This is a genomic window from Candidatus Peregrinibacteria bacterium (genome assembly GCA_016220175.1).
Classification (GTDB): Bacteria; Patescibacteriota; Gracilibacteria; order CAIRYL01; family CAIRYL01; genus JACRHZ01.
The window spans coordinates 1-15110 of record JACRHZ010000030.1 but is presented as its reverse complement, the minus strand read 5'-3'; the positions used below and the strand labels follow the sequence as shown (position 1 = coordinate 15110).

At 40.2% G+C, this 15110-nt stretch carries 14 protein-coding genes; 7 read left to right on the top strand and 7 right to left on the bottom strand.

All coding sequences use genetic code 11. From position 1 onward, the window contains the following. Positions 1-72 precede the first annotated feature (72 nt). Positions 73-2871: an HD domain-containing protein gene (locus HZA38_02830; protein MBI5414425.1), complete on the bottom strand. Its 2799-nt coding sequence runs from the start codon at positions 2869-2871 to the stop codon at positions 73-75. A gap of 213 nt (positions 2872-3084) precedes the next feature. Between HZA38_02830 and HZA38_02825 the strand changes: the two genes are divergently transcribed. Together HZA38_02825 and hflX are read left to right on the top strand one after the other, a co-directional pair. After that, positions 3085-3360 (top strand): HU family DNA-binding protein, encoded by a 276-nt coding sequence (locus HZA38_02825; GenBank protein ID MBI5414424.1) that lies wholly within the window; start codon positions 3085-3087, stop codon positions 3358-3360. A gap of 196 nt (positions 3361-3556) precedes the next feature. Then, complete coding sequence (gene hflX / locus HZA38_02820; GenBank protein ID MBI5414423.1) at positions 3557-4720, top strand: GTPase HflX; 1164 nt, start codon at positions 3557-3559, stop codon at positions 4718-4720. A 49-nt stretch (positions 4721-4769) separates the two neighbouring features. On the opposite strand, the gene carA is transcribed toward hflX, so the two are convergent. The 3 genes from carA to HZA38_02805 form a co-directional block, all read right to left on the bottom strand. Continuing rightward, positions 4770-5873, bottom strand: a complete 1104-nt coding sequence (gene carA, locus HZA38_02815; GenBank protein MBI5414422.1) for a glutamine-hydrolyzing carbamoyl-phosphate synthase small subunit — start codon at positions 5871-5873, stop codon at positions 4770-4772. A gap of 172 nt (positions 5874-6045) precedes the next feature. Then, entirely contained in the window at positions 6046-7143 is a 1098-nt protein-coding gene (locus HZA38_02810; protein ID MBI5414421.1) for a hypothetical protein, read from the bottom strand. A gap of 413 nt (positions 7144-7556) precedes the next feature. Next, a complete protein-coding gene (locus tag HZA38_02805) occupies positions 7557-7907 on the bottom strand; it encodes a hypothetical protein (GenBank protein ID MBI5414420.1) in 351 nt (116 codons plus the stop codon). A 159-nt stretch (positions 7908-8066) separates the two neighbouring features. Here HZA38_02805 and HZA38_02800 point away from each other — a divergent pair, with 159 nt between their 5' ends. The 4 genes from HZA38_02800 to aroE all read left to right on the top strand — a co-directional run bounded on the left by HZA38_02800 (position 8067) and on the right by aroE (position 11556). Beyond that, positions 8067-8783, top strand: a complete 717-nt coding sequence (locus HZA38_02800; protein ID MBI5414419.1) for a PH domain-containing protein — start codon at positions 8067-8069, stop codon at positions 8781-8783. A 377-nt stretch (positions 8784-9160) separates the two neighbouring features. Further along, complete coding sequence (locus HZA38_02795; protein ID MBI5414418.1) at positions 9161-10303, top strand: hypothetical protein; 1143 nt, start codon at positions 9161-9163, stop codon at positions 10301-10303. 6 nt (positions 10304-10309) lie between these two features. After that, positions 10310-10735 (top strand): GNAT family N-acetyltransferase, encoded by a 426-nt coding sequence (locus HZA38_02790; protein ID MBI5414417.1) that lies wholly within the window; start codon positions 10310-10312, stop codon positions 10733-10735. Next, positions 10732-11556 carry a shikimate dehydrogenase gene (aroE, locus tag HZA38_02785; GenBank protein MBI5414416.1) on the top strand — a complete coding sequence of 275 codons (825 nt, stop codon included), beginning with the start codon at positions 10732-10734 and terminating at the stop codon, positions 11554-11556. The genes HZA38_02790 and aroE overlap by 4 nt, the downstream gene beginning before the upstream one ends. On the opposite strand, the gene HZA38_02780 is transcribed toward aroE, so the two are convergent. Further along, entirely contained in the window at positions 11510-12688 is a 1179-nt protein-coding gene (locus tag HZA38_02780; protein ID MBI5414415.1) for an S-layer homology domain-containing protein, read from the bottom strand. The two genes, aroE and HZA38_02780, sit on opposite strands and share 47 nt — an antisense overlap. After that, positions 12685-13944 (bottom strand): glycoside hydrolase family 1 protein, encoded by a 1260-nt coding sequence (locus HZA38_02775; GenBank protein MBI5414414.1) that lies wholly within the window; start codon positions 13942-13944, stop codon positions 12685-12687. Before HZA38_02775 ends, HZA38_02780 begins: the two co-directional genes overlap by 4 nt. Before the next feature lie 51 nt (positions 13945-13995). On the opposite strand from HZA38_02775, the gene HZA38_02770 reads away from it, so the two are divergent. Further along, a complete protein-coding gene (locus HZA38_02770) occupies positions 13996-14298 on the top strand; it encodes a DUF721 domain-containing protein (GenBank protein ID MBI5414413.1) in 303 nt (100 codons plus the stop codon). A 124-nt stretch (positions 14299-14422) separates the two neighbouring features. Here the strand turns inward: HZA38_02770 and HZA38_02765 are convergent, their stop codons facing one another. Next, positions 14423-14878, bottom strand: coding sequence for an RDD family protein (locus HZA38_02765; GenBank protein ID MBI5414412.1), 456 nt, complete (start codon positions 14876-14878; stop codon positions 14423-14425). Positions 14879-15110: the final 232 nt, after the last annotated feature.

Below are 15110 nucleotides of genomic sequence, written 5' to 3'. Positions count from 1 at the left end.
GGATCGCTTACTTCTTATTCCGCGAGTTTCAGATGAAAAGAAATTCTGAGGAAAAATTTCTTAGCGCAAAAATTAAAACGAAGTATCTATGGCTTTATGGTGGAGTTTTGGATAAATTTTTGCTACGAGATACACCGCAAGACCAAACACGATACTGGCAAAAAACTCATGCGTCTGGAGTGGTATTTTGAGAAATATTACCTGCCACACATATGAAAATATGAGAAATCCAAAAATACTGTACACCATGTACGTCGTGTATCCATTCTTGTAGATAAGAAAATAATAAAAAATATACGCAATTCCGGGGAAGAAGAGTGAATAAAGTACCAGTATTTCGAGTTCTCGCGCGGTGGGAAACGGGAAATCAATGAACGTGAAGACTCCAGCAATAATGAGTGAGGAAAAGAGGAAAATCATGAGAAGAAACCTTAAATACTGGTATTGAATGCCAAGTTTTCTTTGAAAATAGGTGCTCAAATATGTATATACCCCAAAACTGAGGCATCCAAAAAGCGCACTTAATTTTCCCTCGATAGGGATCGAATCCCCTCCACCAAAAAGAAGAAGATATCCCCCAAATGAGAGGAATGAAATGAGGAGGATTCGACTCCATGGAAATATTCTTTGTTCAAAAAATAAAGAGAAGAGCACAATAACGGAATTTGGAAAAAGAGTAAGAACATACTCCGAAGGAGTAAAAAAGCTAAGAGTGTAATACGAAAATACTGTAAAAGCAGTAAAAGAAATGGCTGCTGCGAGAAATCCAAACGGGGATGCAGAGAATGGAGTAGAAATATCTCCTGCATTTTCAAGCTTCCTCCTCGTAAGAGCAATACCTCCGAGGAGAAGAGAAATAGTCCATAAGCGTACAAGTGCAAAAAGGAAAGGATGGATATGCTCAGTATGGATAAGAAAATAGGAAAACACATTTCCCGCTGCCCAAATACAACTAATAATTCCAAGGAAAAAAAGCGGGAAAATACTGTATTCATCCACAATATCTTTTCGATCAATTTTTACATCAGTAGTTCTTTTTACCACCTGAAGCAGTTGTCTTTTTTGCTCACGAGAAGCCGTAATAGCGAGATTTACCGAATAATAATTCCCATCTTTTTTTTCCAGTTGAACTTTTTCAAGAACTCCATCAAAAATACGCAGAAATGTCTCGAGTTTATCATGATGAACAACGCAGGCAAGTTGATGCACCGTTGGAATATCGTGGCTAATCTTGACCCCCTGTTCGCGAAGAATGCGATCTGCAACTTCATCAGCGAAAATACTCGCTTCTCCAAGACGTTCGAGAAGATCAGAAACTCCATGGATATCAAGATCACGAAAAATTTTAAGAATTCTTTCATCTTTCAGATTCTGGACACTCCCGAGATTATTTCTATCAAAATTCTCCTGCAAAAGCCTTTTTCCTGTATTTCTTTTTTCAAGAGTACTTCTTTTCCGAAGATCATTTTTGATGTATTCCATGCTTAAAGACGTATCGACTGCTTCCAGCCATTCATATTTTACATTTTCCGTTGTGTCGAGGACAAAATCCACCCGTGCTTTATCTTCCACACAAGTGGAGGGAGGAACCTTTGCTCCATTCACGAGAATATCTCTTACAAAAACCGCCTTATCTTTCAAATAGGAAAAAGCGGCATCGAGATATGTTGATCTCTTGGGAAGGGAAATAATTTGATCATGGGGACCATGGAGAATAATAAAATTTTGGAGTAGGTCTGATTGAATTCCTTTCCAAAACTCCTGACTTTTTTCGGCATTTCCGGCGAGTACTTTCTGGAGCATACTCATCCATGGGATTTCGTGTCTTTTTCCACGTTCTGAAAAACAAAAGGTAGTTACTCCTTTTTGAGAGTATCGCATCATTTCCTCCGTCATGATTCTGAGCTGAACCTCCTGTCCGTCTTCGAGAATAATTTTCGTGTGGAGAGCCCTGTAGCCATTTATTTTCGGGGTATTAATAAAATCTGCAAATGAATCTTTTTTTTGCCTCCAATGACCATGAAAACATGAAAGCGCTTGATAACATTCTTCGAGTGACATGACTACGCATGATACTGTGCTTTTTAAAATTTCTTCGTCCGACATGCCTTCGTGTGACCTGAAGTATACTTTTGCGTATGAAATTGGATACGGCTTCATGATAAATTTCTGGAAATCTTTATGACAATGAAATTTATTTTTGAGGTGTGATATGAGTTTCGAGATATTTCTTTCTCTCTTTTCAATTTTCTTTTTGAGTTGCCGAAATTCCTCGGAAGGAAGAATTTGTGAAAGTGATATCTGCTCTAATTCAAGGCGAACTTCCCCGAGAGAAAGCATGTGTGCCACCGGTGCAAAAACATCAAGCGTTTCTTGAGATTTCACAATGCGTTTCTCTGCACTGAAAAGTCCTTCAATTGTCCGCATATTATGAAGACGATCAAATATTTTAATAAGGGCAATACGAAGATCTTTGTTAAAAGCAACGAGCCATTTGTTGATGGTTTCCGTCCGGATATCAATAGGTCCATGAATACGCTCGCCATTATTTTTATGAAATTTAGGAAATTTAGTGACGCCTTTCACGAGTCTCAATATCTCACTCCCGAATTCTCGACGAATATCTTTTTCTGTGTAAGGAGTATCTTCAATCGTATCGTGAAGAAGGGCAGCAACAATGGTTTCTTCATCCGCATTATTTTGAAAGAGAAGAAAAGCGACACTCAAGGGATGCATTATGTATGGAGCACCTGACTCTCTTTTTTGTGATTTGTGTGCTTTCTGCGCATACAAAAATGCTTTTTTGATACGGTCAAAGTGAAGTCCCCTTGAGTCTTTTTGAATTGCCTCACGAAATTGCTCGAAATGCATAGTCGAATTGTACTCCTGAAATATTTTTTTTCAATATTCGTATGTATCTGAATCGTCTGCGCAAAAACACAAAATATGCTGAACACATTTTTTGAAAACGAAGTGAAGAAAATGGCTTCAGAAAATGCTCCCACGAACAAAAGCAGTTCTCCTTGATTTTTCTTGTTTCGCCGAGTACAATCTGCACAGTTTTATTCTTTTATCCCTTTTTCTATGACAAAGCAAGACATGGTAAATTCCATCGCTACTGCGGCTGGTATTACCAAGAAGGCTGCTACTGCAGCTATGGATGCTTTTCTTGAGCTTGTGAAAAGCGAACTCAAGAAAGGTCGATCAGTAACTGTTACTGGATTCGGAACGTATAAGATTTCAAATCGAGCCGCTCGAGTTGGAGTAAATCCACGAAACCCAACCCAAAAGATTAAAATCCCTGCAATGAAACTTCCAACTTTCAAGGCAGGAAAGAATCTTAAGGACGCAGTTCGATAATTTTTTGAACGCAACAGAAAAAAAGCCTGCCTCCATAAGAGGTGGGCTTTTTGCTATTCAAAAAGGGGAGACGTATACTTCAGAGGCTTTTTTTCCTTTTTCGAATTTTGATGAAGAAACTCTGATATGTGTGCCAAAACGTACATAGTGGAATGTGATTCAAATAAAGGGGCGTGATTATTTTTTTTGAAAAAGTATGCCATTTCCTCAAAAAAAAGCTCTCATCTTTGATCTTATTCCTTCAGAATGCACCGATTCCGAGAGAATGCATCGAGCCCAAGAATTCGAAAATCTTCTTCGAACTCTTGGGGGGATTCAAATTCATGACAGAATTTTTTTTTCGGGACTCCCAGATTATCAACTCTTTATTTCACCACAAACTGTAGAAAATATTCTCAGAAAATATGATTTCTACCAGATTGATTTTTTGATTTTGAACAATATCGTAAAACCGCGCCAAATTTTCACACTGTCAGAAATTTTTGCTCCATATGCTACTCAAGTGTGGGATCGGATGGATCTCATTTTAAAAATTTTCTCTCTTCATGCAGAAAGCGCGGAAGCAAAACTTCAAGTAGAACTCGCAAAGATACGACATATGGGACCGCGAATTTATGGTATGGGAACACAGCTTTCACGGCAAGGAGGTGGTATTGGGACAAGTGGAATTGGAGAGACAAATACTGAAATTATGAAAAGACATCTCCGGGCGGCAGAGCACCGAATTTCTCAAAAACTGAAGCAGCTTGAGAAGACAAAGGATCTTCAGCGAGGAAGACGTGCCCGACAAAATTTTTATACTGTTTCTGCTGTTGGATACACGAACGCTGGAAAATCCTCGGTCATGAAAGCTCTCACGAGAAAACAAAATGTCGAAATTGCGAATGCGCTTTTTACTACGTTGGATACTCGCATCGGAAAATTATTTCTTCCGAGTGTTTTTAAAAATGTACTCGTGAGTGACACTATTGGTTTTATTGCAGATCTCCCTCCAGAGCTTATTGCCGCTTTTACTTCCACTCTTTCTGAGACCATTCATTCTGATCTTCTTTTACATATTGTTGATATTTCAGATGACGAATGGGAACGAAAAATTGTGATTGTGGATGATATTATAAAAGGTCTCCAAATTGAGACAAAACCACAAATTTTAGTATTGAATAAAATTGATCGCCTTCCAAAATATGAAGATATTTCTGAATGTATGAACCGCTACGCCGATCGGACCCCGGTCTCAGTTTCTGCTCTCCAAAAAACGAATTTCGACCTTTTGAAAGCTAAAATAGCTGAAGTGATTTATCCTCGAGAAACAAATGTTTACAAAAAGCGATTTGCATCATTAATAATGAATAATACATAGAGACGTTGCATGCAATGTCTCTACCGCTATTCATAATCTGTTATTGCCTCTATAAAAGCTTTATATACTCATCAAACAAATACGCGGTATCTTCAGGTCCGGGAGTGGCTTCTGGATGGAATTGTACTGAGAACGCCATCCCTTTTTTATGGCGAATCCCTTCACACGTACCATCATTAATATTCTCCCACCACAGAGCCCATCCGTTTGGGAGAGTAGCGTCTTCCACCATAAACCCATGATTTTGACTCGTGACTACGCACTTTCCCGTGAGAACATTCAGGCAAGGTTGATTCACTCCTCTATGCCCATATTTCATCTTCTTTGTTTTTCCTCCAATCGCTAGTCCAAGAAGTTGATGACCAAGACATATTCCAAAAAATGGAATATTTTTTTCTATTGCGAAAAGAATGTTGCGAGAGGTAACTTCTGAAATTAGTGCCGGATCTCCCGGACCATTCGCGAAAAAAACTCCGTCATATTTTTCAGTACTTTTTGTGAGATCATAATTCCAAGGAAGACGAATTACTCGAATTCCCCTTTCGAGAAATGACCTGATGATATTATTTTTCACACCGGTGTCATAGACTATGAGTGTTTTTCCTCTCGGACTCAGAGGTTCATAAATTTTTGGTTTTTTGCAGGATACCTCCGCGACAAGATTCCGAAGATTCGGATCTTCCACATCCTCAAAAGGTTTTGCTTTTTCTCCCTCAAGCACAATTTGACCCTTTTGGGAGCCATGTTCCCGAAGATGTTCTGTGAGTGCACGCGTATCTATACCAGAAATTCCGGGAATTCCCTTTTCCTGAAGCCATTCATCAAAAGATTGTTTCCCTTTCCAATGGGAAAATGAGCGTGAATATTCTGAGGTTACGACTCCCTTCACATGAAGTTCGTCACTTTCAAAATTTTTGAGAATTCCATATTCGCACCGTTCCTCGGAAGCAATACCATAATTTCCAATCATGGGATAGGTAAATACAAGAATTTGTCCGCGAAAACTTGGATCGGTGCAAGATTGTTCATATCCAACCATTCCTGTGGTAAAGACCACCTCACCATCAGTATTTTTTCGGGATCCAAACAGCTCTCCGGAAAATTCTAAACCGTCTTGAAGTAGAAGCCTTGCGTTTCGAGGAGCGTTTTCCATCCCCGAGATTGTAGGGCAAGGAGAGGTTTTGGGCAATAAAATCTCTGGAAGATTTACAGGAAGATTTTACAATAGCGAAAAGACCCCTACCGTACGGCGGGGGTCTTCGAGGGGCGCTTTGAGACATATCGCTATGCTCTGAGCGCCACCTCCTGACCGTGATGGTCTGTCGCTATTCAGCCCGATTCACTCTCACGAGCATCTCGAGCTTTTTTCCGAACTCTAGCCATGTTTGAATTGCCTCGTTAGCCTCCTGTTCATTGGATGCATCGGCGGTCTCTTGCCACCGCCTCCCGAGGAACCGAGTGACGAAATGAGACGGAGTTTTAACTTCGTCCAGAAGCGCCTCCCCTTCCTTCCACACCTGGAACCATTCCCCGTCCGAGCTCTTGTCTGTGGCTTGCTCGTACATCTCATCGCTTCTCTTATCTTTGGCTCGTGCTTCCGCCCAAGTCTTCTGGAATTCGGAAGAGAGCACAACCTGTCCAGCCTTGAGCCCTTTGAGGATCCAGTTCAAGAACCTCGATTTCTTCTCTTCTACGGTGAACACCTTCCCTGTCTTGAGATCGTGGATCTCGACCGTTTCGATGACCGATCGAACTTCACTCACTATAATCCCGCCCTTGGTCTGAAAGAACGCGGCTAGATTGGCGGGATCCTTGAGGTGATTTCGGGCAATGTCCATGACGAGCGGCCTGATCCGCTTCACCAGTGAATTGATCGCATCCGGCACCTGGAAGTTCGGCAACGACCAGGAGTGATACTCTACCCATGAGCAGAGCACCTCATTATCCCCAAATGCAGGACACACGTTTGCGTCGAGGACTTCATGTCTAACGTCGTAGGATGGACCAGGCTCATACCCCCAGCTTCCCTCGATGACAGAGACCGTTGCTTTGCGAGTTGCCGTTCGAATCTGTTCGTCGGAAACAAGCTCCAGAAAAGTCGTCCGTTCAAGCTTCGTGACCGTGTTCTGCAGGACGGGGACACTCGAAGCCTCAAACGGAACCCACGCCACCGAGAGAAATCTCGTCATCCATCCCCACCTGAGTACTCCACGCTTGCCGTCATCGTAGGCAAGCAAGTCGAGTACTTCGCATTCAGACAGATTGAGATCGAGGGGCTCCTCCTTACGATCCCAGTTGAACTGGTCGATGAGGCTCTGAACTTTCTCCTCGGTCAGGCAGTTCAGAGTGATCGTAGGAGTAGGCGCTACTTGCTCCATTTGTTGGAGTTGTGGTTTCGGATCATCGCCCTCAATCGTTTTCATGACGATGTATCCAAGGAAAGATGCTACGAAGACAATCAGAAGCACTCGCCAAGTTCTAAACATCATTCTCTCCTCATGCATGAGTTGCAAAACTCGACGTGGCAACGCCGAGCTGTGAACGAGAAGATTTGCTTCTCCAAAGCATATCTTCTCAGGAAGGAAAAATATAAATGGTTTATATTCTTTCTCCTAAAGAAGATAATACTTTATTTTTTTGAATATAAGCGACAGTGTTAAAGGTCAGGAGTTATTCAAGTACGACATATTCACCAAATTGGGAATAGGGTCAGAAACTTGAGCAGATATTTAATCATAATTTAATACAAATGTCAATACATCAAAAAACGGTCGCATACTGAGGAAAATCTGAAAAATCCGCAATTTCGTTGAGAAATTTGCATATACAACAAGAATTATTCTCCCTTCTTCTGATTCCCCTTTCCCCCCAAAACTCCTTCTGGCGCTGAATATATGTATTTTGGAGCATTCTCATTCTCCGAGGCGCTTCCATGAAGAGTTTCTTCCCGAAATGCTTTCTTATCGCCATAATTTGCTCTTTCTGGCGTATCCCAAAGAAACAACACAAATATATGGAATACAAATGCTCCCAGGAAAAAGAAGGCGCAGAAAAAAAGTAAGGTGTCCACCACTGGAAATTCCTTTTTTCTTCGAAGAGAGAAGAGCCGAGAAACTCTCTGCTTGACCGAACGGAACTCTAAAAGTACATATTTTGAATATTTTTTTATATTTTGGAGGAGTTTCATAGAAGACATAAAGAAGATATTTCCCTCAATTATAACACTTTTTCATGATTTTGATAAATGAAAACATGGTTTTTCCAGTTAGGGAATTTTACTTTTTTAAAAACCAGGAGGAAAATAGAAGGCTCCTCCACTTCCAAAAGATACTTATTGCTGATTTTTATGCAAAATCTTCCTTCCCGTGGGGACGTTTTCGGCATTTGTACTGCTTTTCGCAACAGATTCTTTGGGCGTTTGAAGACTCGGAATTTTTCCCAAACTCCAATAACAAAAACTAATTTTCTTGAGTCCATCGATAAAAGTGCCCCAAAAGAAGAAGTTCCCCTTCCACTTCAAGAAGTTCTTAAAAGCAAAGTGCCAGAACTGAGCAACCTGGACCTCGAAATACATCCGCCAAAATCGCGGGAGGAAGTCACAGAAACATTTAATGAACATCCTCTTTTTTTCCTCTGCCGGTGTGGAGTGACGCTTATTATCGGACTTCCTTTTTTTCTTCTTTTTTTCTTCCTTCCCTCTAAGCTCATTCCTACAGAACTCTTCATTTGGTCTGTGGCTACGCTTCTCCTCATAACTGCGTCATTCCTCGTGCAATTTTACCTGAGCTGGAATCTCAACATCGTATTTTTTACAAAACAAGAAGTAGGGAGGGTAGATTACCGTGGAATTTTCAACTTTGGCCTCAATCGATTTCGACTCGACCGAATTAAATCCATCGACCTTGAGCAACGAGGATTTTGGCAAACTATCCTGAATTCAGGAGATATTCACATCACGAGTGAAATGGGATCGAATGAAGATATTGTTCTCCGAAATATTTGGCCCGTGCGAAAAGCATTTCGCACTTTACGACGGAAAATTCTTAATTTTATGCGAATATGATGTGGTGGAAACTCCTCATGTCGGTGATTGTATTTCTCATTTGTGGGTACTTTATTTTCTTTGCCTACCAACTGAGATCTATACGAAAACAAGCGTACTGGATTGTAAAAAAAAGATTTTTTTTATTAGTATTTTTTATGACAGGAGTGAGCTTTGTCTTAGGTGGAGTCCTTCTCCTTTCCATTTCTCTAAAACCGGAAACATTAGGGGTGATTTTTCCTTTTTTGACAAATACTCGTGAAATAGTTCCGGAAAACAAAGCGTCGTAAACAAAAAATCGTTTGTGATCAGAAGCGTCTCCGCATACAATAGTGCTAGACACGCAGAAAATGGATATCGGAAAAAATATTACCCCAATGCAACGGCAATATCTCGACATGAAAAAGGAGTATCCTGATGTTCTTCTTTTTTTCCGTTTAGGAGACTTTTATGAAATGTTTGGAGATGATGCCAAAAAAGCTTCTCAAATTCTGGAAATAACTCTCACTGCAAGGCATAAGGACTCAGAAAATCCTATTCCCATGTGTGGAGTTCCGCATCATTCTGCTGAAAACTATATTGCAAAACTTCTGAAAGCAGGTGAAAAAGTGGCGATTGCAGAACAGGTGTCGGACCAGTCTCTCCCCGGAATTCTCGAACGGAAAGTGGTGCGAGTTATAACTCCGGGAACGACTTTTTCTGAACAGATTTTAGAAGCCCGTGAGCATCAATTTATTGCAGCCGTTTGTGAAGAGAACTTTAATTTTGCACTGTCGATTGCGGATCTTTCCACTGGAGATTTTTTCGTGCGGGAAATAAGCGGTTTTGAGGAAGTGAGGCGTGAAATTATGAAACTTGAAGCGCGAGAAATTATCCTTCCTCCAGAACTTTTTTCTGAAGAAGATTTTATGCGGAATTTTCCGGTTATATCTCGCCAAATCCCACAAAAAAATCCGAAAGAGCATTTAGAACGCCACTTCCAAACACGAAATCTCAAAGGATTTGGGCTTGAGGACAAAGAACTCTGCAGAGGAGCAGCTTCACTTCTCCTCACTTTTTTGGAGGAGACACAAAAAAGTAGTGTTCCTCATCTCAAAAATATTCGACTCATCCATTCCGGAGATTTTCTTCCCCTTGATCCGGAAACCATAAAACATTTGGAACTTTTTTATGATGCAGAAGGCAAGAAGGAAGGAAGCCTTGTATCGCTTTTGGACGAAACTGAGACGGCAATGGGTGGAAGAAAATTGAGACAAACCATGCTAAGTCCTCTCAAAGATCGAACTCACATTGAAGAAAGGCTCGATGCCGTGGAAGAGCTTTCAAAACATCCTGAAATTCTTGAGGATTTGGAAAAATCTCTCAAAAATGTTGCTGATTTGGAACGACTTATAGCAAAAATATCGTGCGGAAGAGGAAATCCCCGAGATCTTTTGGCACTCAAAAATTCCCTTCAAAAACTTCCCGACCTCAAGCGAATTCTTGCCGGAGTACACGGGAAAAAATTGCAGAAAATCCTTTCGTTTCTCGAAGAAAATTAAAAAGTTATGAAAATTATATTTGCCAAAACATCAGATATTGTGAGATGTCATGAAATTGATGCAGCCATTGGGATCCCAACCCACCCTGCATTTCTTCGGGAAACCCAGAAATATAAGAAGCTCATTATCGCAAAAGATTCAAAGAAAATTATTGGGTACATGTGTTACAGTGTGCTCTGGGGAACACTTCCATTTGTTCATTTCATTCGCATTCATCCTTTGTGGCAACGCAAGGGAGTTGGAAGTTTTTTGCTTCAATTTTTAGAAAAAAAAATAAAAACTGAAAAATTTTCATGTTTGCTGAGTTCAACAGAACACGACAATAGGAATTCTTTTTCTTTCCATAAAAAAAATGGATTTTCTTCATGCGGAAAAATTAAATTTAACAAAAAAGAAACAGAAGTTTTTTTCATAAAAAATATTCCTTCATGAAGCACTACGGTATTCTCGCCTTTCCTACGGGTCACTCGCGGTCTCCAGAAATGCAAAATGCTGCATTCCAGCATTTAAAAATCGATGCTGTTTTTGAACGGTATGAAATTCCTCCGGAAAAACTTGCAGAATTTTTTCAGGAAAATTTTCGAAAAGAACGGAAAATTGAAGGTCTTGCCGTAAGCATTCCGCACAAAGAAAGTATTCTTCCTTTTCTTGGTTTAATCGATGAAGCCGCGAAAAAAATCGGTGCGGTAAATACTGTCTTTTGGAATGATGGAAAAATCTGCGGAACAAATACCGATTGGGTTGGATTTTCGAAATCACTGAAAGAAGAATATGATGTTCGCGGAAAACGAGTGCTTATTCTTGGAGCAGGAGGAGTTGCTCGGGCAATTATATATGCTTTGATCAAGAGCAAAGCAGAGAAAGTCGTTATCGCAAATCGAACGGAAGAAAAAGCGAAAAAACTCGCGGAGGAGTTTGGGGTCGAATGGAAGACTATTTCTGATTGCGATCCTGATGAATTTGATCTCATTGTGAATGCAACTCCAATTGGGATGAGAGGAAAATTTGAAGGCATTTCTCCGCTTTCAAATTATTTTTGGAAAGCCCATCATACGGCGTTTGATGTCGTCTATACGCCTGAAGAAACTCAGTTTTTGAAAGATGCGAAAAAATCTGGAGCTCAAACAATTTCTGGGAAAAAAATGTTTCTTTTTCAGGGAATGGCGCAATTTAAAATTTGGACAGGAGAAAATGCTCCAGAATCGATTATGATACAGGCTCTTCAGAACATATCGGAAGGGGACCTGAAATAATTTTTGTAGCGTAATGCGTGGTAATGAAAACTTTCTGATCGCTATTTACCGCAATTCCCATGCCGATTTCGGTAAAATACGGGTTCATTATGCTGTCGTAATGCGGTTTATATTCTTTGCCCTTCTCGTTTTTATAAAAATCAAAAGTATAGCGAGTGAGGTCGATCATATCCTGAGTGCAATCAGTTGCATCGCAAGAAAATGGAATTCCCCATCCGATATTTTCTGAGTATGTGGCGCGATGAACATTCTCAAAATCAAGTCCCAAGTTCCGAAACCATTCCAAAATTATTGCGTAGTCATAATATGCCGTTTGTCCGGGACGTTTGTGATCTATAAATCCGCGGTCTGCAGAAAATTTTGACCAGAGGAATGCGGTTCTATTCAGTTGATTATTATACGTGTACGGAGAAAGATTTTGCGTTGCACGTTCGGCATTGATCCATTCGAGCCACACTTTCCTCACTTTTTCCATATCGACGTGAAAGATTGGATCTTCCAGAAATGGGAGGCAATGTTTTTTTAAAAATTCTTCACCCGTGAAAGATTCCTTGTCGTGACGTTCTTCCAAAACTCGTTCGATCACTTCCGCCATTTCTGCGCGAGTCACAAAATCTTCTCCTCCAGAAAAAGAAGTGAGGAGATATTTCTCTTTTCCGAGCAATATGATATAGGGCTCATGCCAATTCTCAGATTCTTCAGATGTGAGCGGAAGAGCAAAGGTATTCACCACAATTTTTGCAGCTTCAAAAACCGATATGTTTTGTTCTGGGCGAAATGTTCCATCGCTATACCCGTGAAGAATTTTTTGATTTTTTGCGAAGCAAATATAGCTCGCGAACCAGGCCGATTTTGAAACATCGGAAAAGCAGTTCTCCGCATCCTCAAGAGGATTTTTCCCGAGTTTTGCTTCCACTAACATTTTCGTAAATTCCGCACGATTCACGAGTGCATTCGGACGAAACGTTCCATCTCCATATCCAGTGACAATGCCGCGAGTTTGCAGAAATTGAATGGCCTCAGAATAAGGATGAGATTCGATATCAGGAAACGAAGCTTCTGAAAGAACTGGAGTTACGAAAAAAAGTGAGATGAGAAAAATCTTAAAAAAAATTTGGAAGTTATTTTTCATGGGAACTCAGAATATTCTTTGATTATTTTTGCATATTCATAGGCGCTTTTGCGAATGGTACGCTGTAAATTATTTTTATAATCAATCTCAATAAGTCCAAATCGCGGCCAAAACCCTTTATCCCATTCAAAGTTATCGAGAAGCGACCAGTAAAAATATCCCCGAACATCTATTCCCTCTTGAATAGCTTTTTCCACATATTTCAGAATACTGCGAATATACCATGCCCTATGCGTATCTGCTGCATCCGCGAGTCCATTTTCAAGAATATAAATTGGTTTCCCAAATTTCTGAAAATTTTTCAGAAGCGGATAAATACTTTCTGGAGAAAGTTCCCAATTCATATCAGATGATTTTTCCTTGATGTGATTTTTTCCCCAGAAAATGTGAATTTGTGAACGTAAATAAAAATTAAGCCCATAAAAATCGAATGTTCCTCGAATTCTCCAAAGAAATGACTCATTCCCCCAATAATGATACATGGCGCACAGTATTCGATTGATGAGTTTGTTCTTGTACGGTTCCATAAGAACATTATTTTGGGCAATCCCCACTTTCGCATTTGGAGAGATTTTTTTAATGAGAAAATACGCCTTTTTGTGCGCAGAGATCAAATTTTTTCGTGCCCGAAGATAGCGAAACACGCTCCTTTTCTGCGGTGGCCACAGAGCCGTAAGATATGCCATTCCTCCATAAATCTCTGGTTCATTGAGCGTTACCCAAAACTGAACATCCGGCGAGAGTGCTTGCACCACCTTCTCAGCATACCTGAGAAAATATTCTCCTGTTTTTTTTGATTCCCACAGTCCCTGATCCCGAATCCAAATGGGAAGCGTAAAATGCCACAATGTGACGATGGGGCGAATATTTCTTTTTGTAAGTGCCTGCACTACTTTTTTATAATGAGCAAGAGCTTCATCAGAAAATTTTCCTTCCTCTGGTTCAACTCTTGCCCATTCAATAGAAAATCTATAGGAATTTATTCCGAGCGATTTCATGAGATCAAAATCTTCCTCATATCGATGAAAATGATCGCAAGCATTTCCCGAAATGTAATTTTTTGGATCTTTTGCCATTTTTTGGAGTTCTTCTCGAAGATTTGGGAATTCTTTTTTCCAAGTTCGACTCAAACGTTCTGCATTTTTTTGTTCCCATTCCGACCAATCATTGGTAATACCTCCTTCAACTTGATATGCAGCAGTACTTGCTCCCCAGAGAAAATCTTTTGGAAACGCTGATAATTTTTCTGATTTCATAGAAGGTATATTCGCGATAAAATGAAATCCGCATATTTCTCATTCCCTGATATGGAGCGCCTCTCTCATATTCTCCCAAAGATTACCAGAAAAAGAGAGCTTGACTCAAATGCTTTGGCAAGTGAAATTTTGCTCGAAGCAGAAAAATATCTTCGGGATATTTTTGGAGAACAGAATATCGGAAGAGGAAAAAAAATATGCGCAAAGAAAATCCAAAATCAATTTCTTTTTTGCGATGTTGCCTCATCTGCGTGGAATAATCGTCTGTTTTTGGAAAAAATGGAGCTCCTCGAACATTTGCACAAAACATTCCCCAAAGCCGCAATCGCGGACATTCGGGGAATGGTGAAGTAACGAAGAGCTAAAAGCTAAGAGCGAAGAGCTCGTAACTTCTAACCCCTAGCTATTAGCTCTTCGCTATTAGCTAATCGCCTTCCTACTTCCTGATTCCTACTTCCTGATTCCTACTTCCTGATTCCTACTTATGCACTACGTACGTCTTTGCGAGTCGATCGTGAAGAGCACGTTTTCTGTCATCAAATCCTGCCATCAAAAATCCAATGAAGAGAATTATTCCGCTGAGAATCATTGCGAAATATCTCCCTACTGCTTGAGCAGGACGGAGTTTGCTTCCATCTTGTGAAATAATTTTAAGACCGCAAGCCATCTTCCCCGGTGTAGCGGAAAGAGCAATCCAAAATCCAATGAAATAAATGAGATGAACAAGATTTTGCCACCCATTTAACTGACCACTCATCTGAAAATTTACCCCAGTCTCTGGTGTTGCTGAGACTTGGCTTCCGAAAAGAATTCGAGAAACGATTGCGATAATAATGCCATCGATCAAAAGAGCAAGGAACCGAATCCAAAATCCGGCATATCGAAAATTTCCAGGCGATGCGGATGCTGCATTTTCGGAATGTTCATTTTCCATGGGAGAAGGGAAAAAAGAATAAAAATAGAAAAAGACAAGTACTGGACTGAAGTGTAATGAAAAGCAAAAAGGAATGCAAAATTAAAAATAGCATCGTACATTCTAAAATTATAAGCACCACCCTAGAGATAAAATAAGTTTATATTTTATTTCTAGACATGAAACAAGTTCGCAAGCCAATCAGCTTCAAAGAGCGAGAGGAAATAGAGAGGATGTTAGAAAAGAAAAAGTC

Bases quoted from the DNA above. Each gene is read 5' to 3' on its own strand.
- HZA38_02830 (MBI5414425.1), bottom strand. From the start codon at position 2,871: ATGCATTTCGAGCAATTTCGTGAGGCAATTCAAAAAGACTCAAGGGGA.
- HZA38_02825 (MBI5414424.1), top strand. From the start codon at position 3,085: ATGACAAAGCAAGACATGGTAAATTCCATCGCTACTGCGGCTGGTATT.
- hflX (MBI5414423.1), top strand. From the start codon at position 3,557: ATGCCATTTCCTCAAAAAAAAGCTCTCATCTTTGATCTTATTCCTTCA.
- carA (MBI5414422.1), bottom strand. From the start codon at position 5,873: ATGGAAAACGCTCCTCGAAACGCAAGGCTTCTACTTCAAGACGGTTTA.
- HZA38_02810 (MBI5414421.1), bottom strand. From the start codon at position 7,143: ATGAAAACGATTGAGGGCGATGATCCGAAACCACAACTCCAACAAATG.
- HZA38_02805 (MBI5414420.1), bottom strand. From the start codon at position 7,907: ATGAAACTCCTCCAAAATATAAAAAAATATTCAAAATATGTACTTTTA.
- HZA38_02800 (MBI5414419.1), top strand. From the start codon at position 8,067: ATGCAAAATCTTCCTTCCCGTGGGGACGTTTTCGGCATTTGTACTGCT.
- HZA38_02795 (MBI5414418.1), top strand. From the start codon at position 9,161: ATGAAAAAGGAGTATCCTGATGTTCTTCTTTTTTTCCGTTTAGGAGAC.
- HZA38_02790 (MBI5414417.1), top strand. From the start codon at position 10,310: ATGAAAATTATATTTGCCAAAACATCAGATATTGTGAGATGTCATGAA.
- aroE (MBI5414416.1), top strand. From the start codon at position 10,732: ATGAAGCACTACGGTATTCTCGCCTTTCCTACGGGTCACTCGCGGTCT.
- HZA38_02780 (MBI5414415.1), bottom strand. From the start codon at position 12,688: ATGAAAAATAACTTCCAAATTTTTTTTAAGATTTTTCTCATCTCACTT.
- HZA38_02775 (MBI5414414.1), bottom strand. From the start codon at position 13,944: ATGAAATCAGAAAAATTATCAGCGTTTCCAAAAGATTTTCTCTGGGGA.
- HZA38_02770 (MBI5414413.1), top strand. From the start codon at position 13,996: ATGGAGCGCCTCTCTCATATTCTCCCAAAGATTACCAGAAAAAGAGAG.
- HZA38_02765 (MBI5414412.1), bottom strand. From the start codon at position 14,878: ATGGAAAATGAACATTCCGAAAATGCAGCATCCGCATCGCCTGGAAAT.